The organism is Nocardiopsis eucommiae, assembly GCF_965344335.1.
GTDB classification, from domain to species: domain Bacteria; phylum Actinomycetota; class Actinomycetes; order Streptosporangiales; family Streptosporangiaceae; genus Nocardiopsis; species Nocardiopsis eucommiae.
Genome location: NZ_CBDRIY010000031.1, coordinates 67,442 through 74,666, shown reverse-complemented (window position 1 = coordinate 74,666; position 7,225 = coordinate 67,442). Strand labels below are relative to the sequence as shown.

7 protein-coding genes are annotated in these 7,225 nt (G+C 71.7%); 6 read left to right on the top strand and 1 reads right to left on the bottom strand.

What is annotated here, in order from left to right:
• Positions 1-65 precede the first annotated feature (65 nt).
• From ybeY to era, 4 genes are read left to right on the top strand one after another with little or no spacing between them, the layout of a single operon-like run.
• Positions 66-563 (top strand): rRNA maturation RNase YbeY, encoded by a 498-nt coding sequence (gene ybeY / locus ACRWK8_RS19415; RefSeq protein WP_378741060.1) that lies wholly within the window; start codon positions 66-68, stop codon positions 561-563.
• On the top strand, positions 560-1,924 hold the full coding sequence (locus tag ACRWK8_RS19410; protein WP_378741062.1) for a hemolysin family protein: 1,365 nt from the start codon (positions 560-562) through the stop codon (positions 1,922-1,924). The genes ybeY and ACRWK8_RS19410 overlap by 4 nt, the downstream gene beginning before the upstream one ends.
• Positions 1,921-2,265, top strand: coding sequence for a cytidine deaminase (locus ACRWK8_RS19405; protein ID WP_378741065.1), 345 nt, complete (start codon positions 1,921-1,923; stop codon positions 2,263-2,265). Before ACRWK8_RS19410 ends, ACRWK8_RS19405 begins: the two co-directional genes overlap by 4 nt.
• A 9-nt stretch (positions 2,266-2,274) precedes the next feature.
• Positions 2,275-3,243 carry a GTPase Era gene (gene era / locus ACRWK8_RS19400; RefSeq protein WP_378741068.1) on the top strand — a complete coding sequence of 323 codons (969 nt, stop codon included), beginning with the start codon at positions 2,275-2,277 and terminating at the stop codon, positions 3,241-3,243.
• A gap of 67 nt (positions 3,244-3,310) precedes the next feature.
• Here the strand turns inward: era and ACRWK8_RS19395 are convergent, their stop codons facing one another.
• Complete coding sequence (locus ACRWK8_RS19395; RefSeq protein ID WP_378741071.1) at positions 3,311-4,045, bottom strand: IclR family transcriptional regulator; 735 nt, start codon at positions 4,043-4,045, stop codon at positions 3,311-3,313.
• Between the two features lie 301 nt (positions 4,046-4,346).
• On the opposite strand from ACRWK8_RS19395, the gene ACRWK8_RS19390 reads away from it, so the two are divergent.
• Together ACRWK8_RS19390 and allB are read left to right on the top strand one after the other, a co-directional pair.
• On the top strand, positions 4,347-5,627 hold the full coding sequence (locus ACRWK8_RS19390) for a DUF6986 family protein (RefSeq protein ID WP_378741074.1): 1,281 nt from the start codon (positions 4,347-4,349) through the stop codon (positions 5,625-5,627).
• Position 5,628: 1 nt separating this feature from the next.
• Positions 5,629-6,978, top strand: coding sequence for an allantoinase AllB (allB, locus tag ACRWK8_RS19385; protein WP_378741076.1), 1,350 nt, complete (start codon positions 5,629-5,631; stop codon positions 6,976-6,978).
• Positions 6,979-7,225: the final 247 nt, after the last annotated feature.

The following is a 7,225-nucleotide window of genomic DNA, read 5'->3' as shown; positions in this document are numbered from 1 at the left end:
CCCCGGGTACCGGGCGGAGCGACACCGCCGACCCACACCGAATCCAAGTGAGGCAGTCCCAACCGATGAGTATCGACGTCGCCAACGAGTCCGGCGTCAGCACCGTGGACGAGGAGCGACTCTCCCGTCTGGCCCGGCACGTGCTCGACGCCATGCGGGTGCACCCGTTGGCCGAGCTGTCGGTCGTGCTGGTGGACGAAGGACCCATGACCGACCTCCACGTGCGCTGGATGGACGAGCCCGGCCCCACCGACGTGCTCTCCTTCCCCATGGACGAGCTGCGCCCCGGCGGCCCCGGGCGCACCAGCGAGCCGGGTGTGCTCGGTGACGTGATCATCTGCCCGCAGGTGGCCGAGCGCCAGGGCGAGAAGGCCGGTCACGGGACCCAGGCGGAGATCGACCTGCTGTGCACGCACGGCATCCTGCACCTGCTCGGCTACGACCACGCCGAGCCCGAGGAGCACAAGGAGATGTTCGGCCTCCAGGGTGAGATCCTCGCCGCCTGGAACGAGCGCGAGGCCGCCGCCGAGGAGACGACCGAAGGGGACGAGAGCGCCCGATGAGCGCGTCGTTGGCCACGGGCGACCCCCTGGTGTGGGCGTCGGCCTTCGCGGTCGCCCTCCTGCTGACAGCGGTGGCCGGGTTCCTGGTGGCCGCGGAGGTCGCCGTCACCCGCGTGATCTCCATGGGCATGGAGGACTCCCACGGTGAGCGCTCCGCACGGGCGCGCGCCGCGTGGGAGCGGGTGCGCGTGAACCCGACCGCACACCTGAACACGCTGCTCTTCCTGCGGGTGGTGTGCGAGGTCTGCGCGGTCCTCGCCGCCGCCGTGGGCATGGTCTTCCTGCTGGGCGCGGGCTGGCCCGCCCTGGCGCTCACCGCCGTGTCGATGGTCGTGGTGGAGTGCGTCCTGATCGCGGTCACCCCGCGCATCCTCGGCCGCCAGTTCGCCGGGCCGATCGCCCGGACCAGCGCCACGGTCGGGTACCCGCTCCAGGTGGTGCTGGGTCCGCTGGCCCGCCTGCTGGTGGGGGCGGGCCGCGCGCTCACCCCGCGCGACAAGGGTGACCGGGACGGTCCCTTCAGCACCGAGGTGGAGCTGCGACAGCTCGTGGACCTCGCCGAGCAGGGGGAGGTGATCGACCCCGAGGAGCGCCAGATGATCCACTCGGTGTTCAAGCTGGACGACACCTCGGTGCGCGAGGTCATGGTGCCCCGGCCCGACATCGTGTTCACCGGCCGGGACGCCGACGCCGACGCGGTCCTCTCGCTCGCCATGGCCAGCGGGTACTCGCGTATCCCGGTCACGGGTGAGGACGAGGACGACGTGGTGGGCATCGTCTACCTCAAGGACCTCGTGGAGCGGTTGCGTGACCGCTGGGCGGCGGCCGCCGGGGGCGCGGACGACGTGCCCCTGACCGCCGCCGACGTGATGCGTGACGCCACCTTCGTGCCCGACACCAAGCCCATCGACGAGCTCCTGCGGGAGATGCAGAAGCGCCGCAACCACGTGGCGGTGGCGATCGACGAGTACGGCGGCACCGCCGGGCTGGTCACGCTGGAGGACATCGTGGAGGAGATCGTCGGGGAGATCACCGACGAGTACGACCACGAGATCGCCCCGGTGGACTGGCTGGACGACGACCGTGCGCGGGTGACCGCGCGGCTGCCGCTGGGGGAGCTGGCCGAACTGTTCCCCGAGCGGGACCTGGAGGTCTCCGACGTGGAGACCGTGGGCGGCCTGGTGGCGTTCGTGCTGGGTCGCGTCCCGGCCGGTGGCGCCCAGGCAGAATACGCTGGACTCAGGCTCACCCTGGAGGGCAAGAGCAGCCGCCGGAACCGGATGACCACGGTGCTGGTGGAGCGTCTGCCCGACGAGCGGGACCAGGGCCACGACCACGACGTAAGGAGCACGGACCAGTGACGGACACGACGGGACTCGGCCCCGAGGACACCAAGCTGATCACCCTCGCGCGGGCCTCCCGGGCGCGGAACGCCGCGGCCGAGGGCGCCGCGGTGCGCGACGAGACGGGGCGCACGTACGTGGCCACCACGGTCTCGCTGCCCTCGTTGCGCTTGAGCGCGCTCCAGGCCGCCGTGGCCGCGGCCGCCTCCAGTGAGGCCGCCGCGTTGGAGGCCGCCGTGGTCGTCACCGAGGCCAAGGAGCTGACCGAGGCCGACCGCGCGGTGGCGGACGACCTGAAGACCCACCTGGTGGTGATCGCGGCCCCCGACGGGGTGCCCGCGAGCGTCACCCGGCGTTGAGAAGGACAGATGAACGACCTCGACCTTGAGAAGCTCCGCGTGCCGCTGGAGCCGCTCTCCTACCCGGAGGGCTTCCGGAGCGGTTTCGCCTGCTTCGTGGGCCGCCCCAACGTGGGCAAGTCCACTTTGATGAACGCGCTGGTCGGGCAGAAGGTGGCGATCACCAGCAACCGGCCGCAGACCACGCGGCGGACGGTGCGCGGGATCGTGCACCGTCCGGACGCGCAGCTGATCATCGTGGACACGCCCGGTCTGCACAAGCCCCGCACCCTGTTGGGGGAGCGGCTGGACTCGCTGGTGCGGTCCACGTTGGTCGAGGTGGACGTGATCGCGTTCTGTCTGCCCGCCAACGAGCCGATCGGGCGCGGTGACACCTACATCGCCAAGGAGCTCGCGGAGCAGACCAACACCCCGGTGGTGGCGCTCGTGACCAAGACCGACCTGGTGGACCGGGCGGCGGTCGGTGAGCACCTGATGGCCGTGAACGAGCTGGGGGACTGGGCCGACATCGTTCCGGTGTCCGCGCGCGGCGAGTTCCAGCTGGACACGGTCACGGACGTGCTGTGCTCGCACCTGCCGAAGGGGCCGCCGCTGTACCCGGACGGCGACCTCACTGACGAGCCGGACGAGATGCTGGTGGCGGAGCTGGTCCGGGAGGCCGCTCTGGAGGGGGTCCGGGACGAGCTCCCGCACTCGATCGCGGTGGTCGTCGACGAGATGTACGAGCGGGAGAACACCAGGCCCGGCAAGGAGCTGGTGGACATCTACGCGTCGCTGTACGTGGAGCGGCCCAGCCAGAAGGCGATCGTGATCGGCTCCAAGGGTTCGCGTCTGCGGGACGTGGGTTCGCGGGCGCGCAAGCAGATCGAGGGGCTGCTCGGGCAGCGGGTCTTCCTGGACCTGCGGGTGCGGGTGGCCAAGGACTGGCAGCGCGATCCCAAGCAGCTGCGCAAGCTGGGCTTCGACCAGCAGACGTAGGGTCGGAGCGGACGAGGGGGCGTGACCACATGTGGTCACACCCCCTTGTCGTGTCCGGGCGGCCCGGTCAGCTCTGGTTGTTGAGGTCGGTGGCCAGGACCCGGGCGCACCGCTGCACGATGGGGGCGGCGTGGTCCACGAAGTCCCAGCTCACGCGGGCCTCCGGGCCGGAAACCGAGACGGCCATGCCCGAGGGGGCGTCCTTGACCGGCACGGCGACGCAGCGCACGCCCACCTCCTGTTCGCCGTCGTCGATGGCGTACCCGGTCTCGCGGATGCGCCGGAGCTCGGCGAGGAAGGCCTCGTGGTCGGTGATGGTGCGCTCGGTGGCGGCGGGCATCCCGGTGCGGCGCACGGCGGCCAGGGCCTCCTCGTCGCTGAGCTGTGACAGCAGGGCCTTGCCGACTCCGGCGGAGTGCGGCAGGACGCGGCGGCCGACCTCGGTGAACATGCGCATGGCGTGCGGTGAGGGGACCTGCGCGACGTAGATGACCTTGTCACCGTCGAGCATCGCCAGGTTGGCGGTCTCTCCGAGGTCCTCGACGAGCTGGGCGAGGTGGGGTCGGGCCCAGGTGCCGAGCATACGGGCGGCCTTGTCGCCGAGTCCGATCAGACGGGGGCCCAGGGCGTAGCGGCGGGAGGGGAGCTGGCGCACGTAGCCGTTGCCGACCAGGGTGCGGATGATGCGGTGGATGGTCGGCAGGGGCAGCCCGGAGGAGTCGGCGAGCTGGCTCAGGGAGGCCTCACCGCCCGCCTCCGCCATGATCTCCAACAGGGCGAAGGCGCGGTCGAGGGACTGCACACCACCTGAGCGCCGGGCCGTCTCCTCTGGAGGGCGTGGCTGGTCCGTTCGGGGGATCTGTGAGGCTGACAAGGGTCGTGCTCCCATGCTGAGGGCCGCTGCGGTCACGCCCATCATTCTGCAATACGAAAGGTGGGTTTCGCTCTCTGTTGCGCATGGAAGCTTCGCGCCCCGGGGCGCGAGGGCACCAGAACCCTTGTTCTTCCGGATGGCAGAAGTTATTATCCGCATGTAGAAATTAGTGACCGGACTCTCATCGACCCCCGAGAGTCGGCACCGACGACGGAGGAGGACACGACACGTGGCGAGTGACAGCCTTGCTGGCCTGACCGACCTGGTCACCGAACTCGACACCCGGCTGGCCGAGGCCGACGCCCGACTGGACCGTGAGTACCCCGGGACCAGCGGCGGCCGCCAGCCCGTTCACAGCGTCTACGTTCCCGCCGACCGTATCCGGCCCGGCCTCGCCGCCGCCTGGGGCGAGGAGGCGATCAACTCCCTCGACGAGTACGCGCCCAAGGCGGCCGACCTGGCCGAGATCACGGGCCTGAGCGAGGCCGCCGTGGCCGACGCGATCCCGCTGGTGCGCGCCAAGCTCGCCCGCGAGCCCATCGAGGACCTGCGCGCCGACTTCGAGGACGGCTACGGGGCGCCCGGCGACGAGGCCGAGGACGCCCACGTGCTCGCCACCGCGAACGCGTTCGTCTCGGACCTCGGCCAGGGGACGGCCACCCCCTACTTCGGTATCCGGATGAAGGGCATGGAGGCGGCCGGACGCCACCGGGGCGTGCGCACGCTCACGCTCTTCCTCCAGACCCTGCTGGAGGGGCACGGCTCCCTCCCGGACAACCTCGTCCTCACGCTGCCCAAGATCACCTCGGTCGAGCAGGTCGAGGCCATGGTGTGGGTCAGCGAGCGGTTGGAGGAGCGCTTCGGCCTGCCCGCCGGACGCCTGCGGTTCGAGCTCCAGATCGAGACCCCCCAGTCCATCCTGCTCACCGACGGCACCGTCGCGGTCTCCCGCATGATCCAGGCGGGCCAGGGCCGCGTGACCGCCCTGCACTACGGCACCTACGACTACAGCGCGGCCTGCGGGATCACCGCCGCCCACCAGAGCCTGGCCCACCCGGCCGCCGACTACGCGAAGTCGGTCATGCAGGTGGCCGCCGCCGGAACCGGGGTGTGGCTCTCCGACGGCGGCAGCAACATCCTGCCCACGGGCACCCCCGAGGACGTGCGCTCCGCGTGGAGCCTGCACGCCGGACTGGTCCGCCGCTCCCTGGAGCGCGGCTTCTACCAGGGCTGGGACCTGCACCCGAACCAGCTGCCCATCCGGTACCTGGCCACCTACGCCTTCTACCGTGAGGCCTTCGCGCCCGCCGCGGCCCGCCTCAAGGCCTACCTCGGCCAGACCGGGGGCAACGTCATGGACGAACCCGCCACCGCCCAGGCGCTGGCCTCCGTGCTGGCCAGCGGCCTGCGCTGCGGTGCCCTGGAGGAGTCCGAGGTGGTCACCGCCGCCGGTGCCGACGCCGGTACCATCGTCGCCCTGGCCACCCGCCGTGTCGGACAGGAGCAGTGAGTTGACCGAGCACGCACTCGTCGTACGCGCCCACCGCGCCCTCACCCCCGAGGGTGAGCGCGCCGTCAGCGTGGTCGTCGACGACGGAAGGATCACCGAGGTCCTCTCCGGTGACGACACCCCCGTCGACGCCGCCCGAGAGATCCGCCTGGCCGAGGACGAGATCCTCCTGCCCGGCCTCGTGGACAGCCATGTGCACGTCAACGAGCCCGGCCGCACCGAGTGGGAGGGCTTCGCCAGCGCCACCCGCGCCGCCGCCCTGGGCGGGGTCACCACCCTGGTGGACATGCCGCTCAACAGCGTGCCGCCCACCACCACGCTCGACGGCCTCAAGGCCAAGCGCGCGGTGGCCGAGGGCAAGCTCGCGGTGGACGTGGGCTTCTGGGGCGGGGCCGTCCCGGAGAACTCCGGGGCCGACACCACCGGCACCCTGTCCGACCTCTGGTCCGAGGGAGTGTTCGGGTTCAAGGCGTTCCTGTCGCCCTCGGGAGTGGACGAGTTCGGACACCTCTCCCCGGAGCAGCTGAACACCGCCGCCACGGCCATCAAGGCGTTCGGCGGCAGGTTGATCGTGCACGCGGAGGACCCCCGGGTGCTGGACTCGGCACCGGCCGCGTCCGGGCGCGAATACGCGGACTTCCTGGCCTCCCGCCCCGACGAGGCCGAGAACGCCGCGATCGCCCTGGTGATCGACACGGCCCGACGCACCGGGGTGCGCGCGCACATCCTGCACCTGTCCAGCGCCTCGGCCCTGCCGCTGATCGCGCAGGCCAAGGAGGAGGGCGTCTCCCTCACCGTGGAGAGCTGTCCGCACTACCTCACGCTGGCCGCCGAGGAGATCCCGGCTGGCGGGACCAGCTACAAGTGCTGCCCGCCGATCCGTGACGGCGCCAACCGCGACCTCCTCTGGCGCGCGCTCCAGGACGGGCTGATCGACTGCGTGGTCAGCGACCACTCCCCGAGCACCCCGGACCTGAAGGACCTGGACACCGGTGACTTCGGGACCGCCTGGGGCGGGGTCGCCGGGCTCCAGGTGGGGTTGTCCGCCATGTGGACCGAGGCCCGCGGCCGTGGCGTTCCGCTCGCGGAGGTCGTCCGGTGGATGTCCGCCCGGCCCGCCCGCGTGGCCGGGGTGTCCGGCAAGGGGTCGATCGCCCAAGGCATGGACGCGGACCTGGCGGTCTTCGCTCCTGACGAGCCCTTCCACGTGGAGGCGAGCTCGCTGGCCCACCGCAACCCGGTGAGCGCCTATGACGGAGCCGACCTTCACGGTCGTGTCCGCCGCACGATCCTGCGCGGCACCGAGGTCACCTCGGACAGTGTGTCCGGTCGGATGATCACCCGGGACTGATCCGGTCCCCGTCACGGGCGCCCCGCCACCCCCGGGGCGCCCGTTCGCGTACGTGCGCCCCGGCCACGCGCCGCAGTGACCCGCATGGCGCCGTTCCCCTCCACCACGGGGTGGACCAGGTCCCCGCTGTGCTGGCGGTGCGGGGGGTCCGGACGAACCCTTTGGCGCTGGGGGATCCGCGCGCCCGCGTCGCTCTGGTCCCCTGCTGGCGGGGGCTGAGCCTCGGGCACGTGGAAGGGCGGGCACG

Bases quoted from the DNA above. Each gene is read 5' to 3' on its own strand.
- era (WP_378741068.1), top strand. From the start codon at position 2,275: ATGAACGACCTCGACCTTGAGAAGCTCCGCGTGCCGCTGGAGCCGCTC.
- ACRWK8_RS19410 (WP_378741062.1), top strand. From the start codon at position 560: ATGAGCGCGTCGTTGGCCACGGGCGACCCCCTGGTGTGGGCGTCGGCC.
- ybeY (WP_378741060.1), top strand. From the start codon at position 66: ATGAGTATCGACGTCGCCAACGAGTCCGGCGTCAGCACCGTGGACGAG.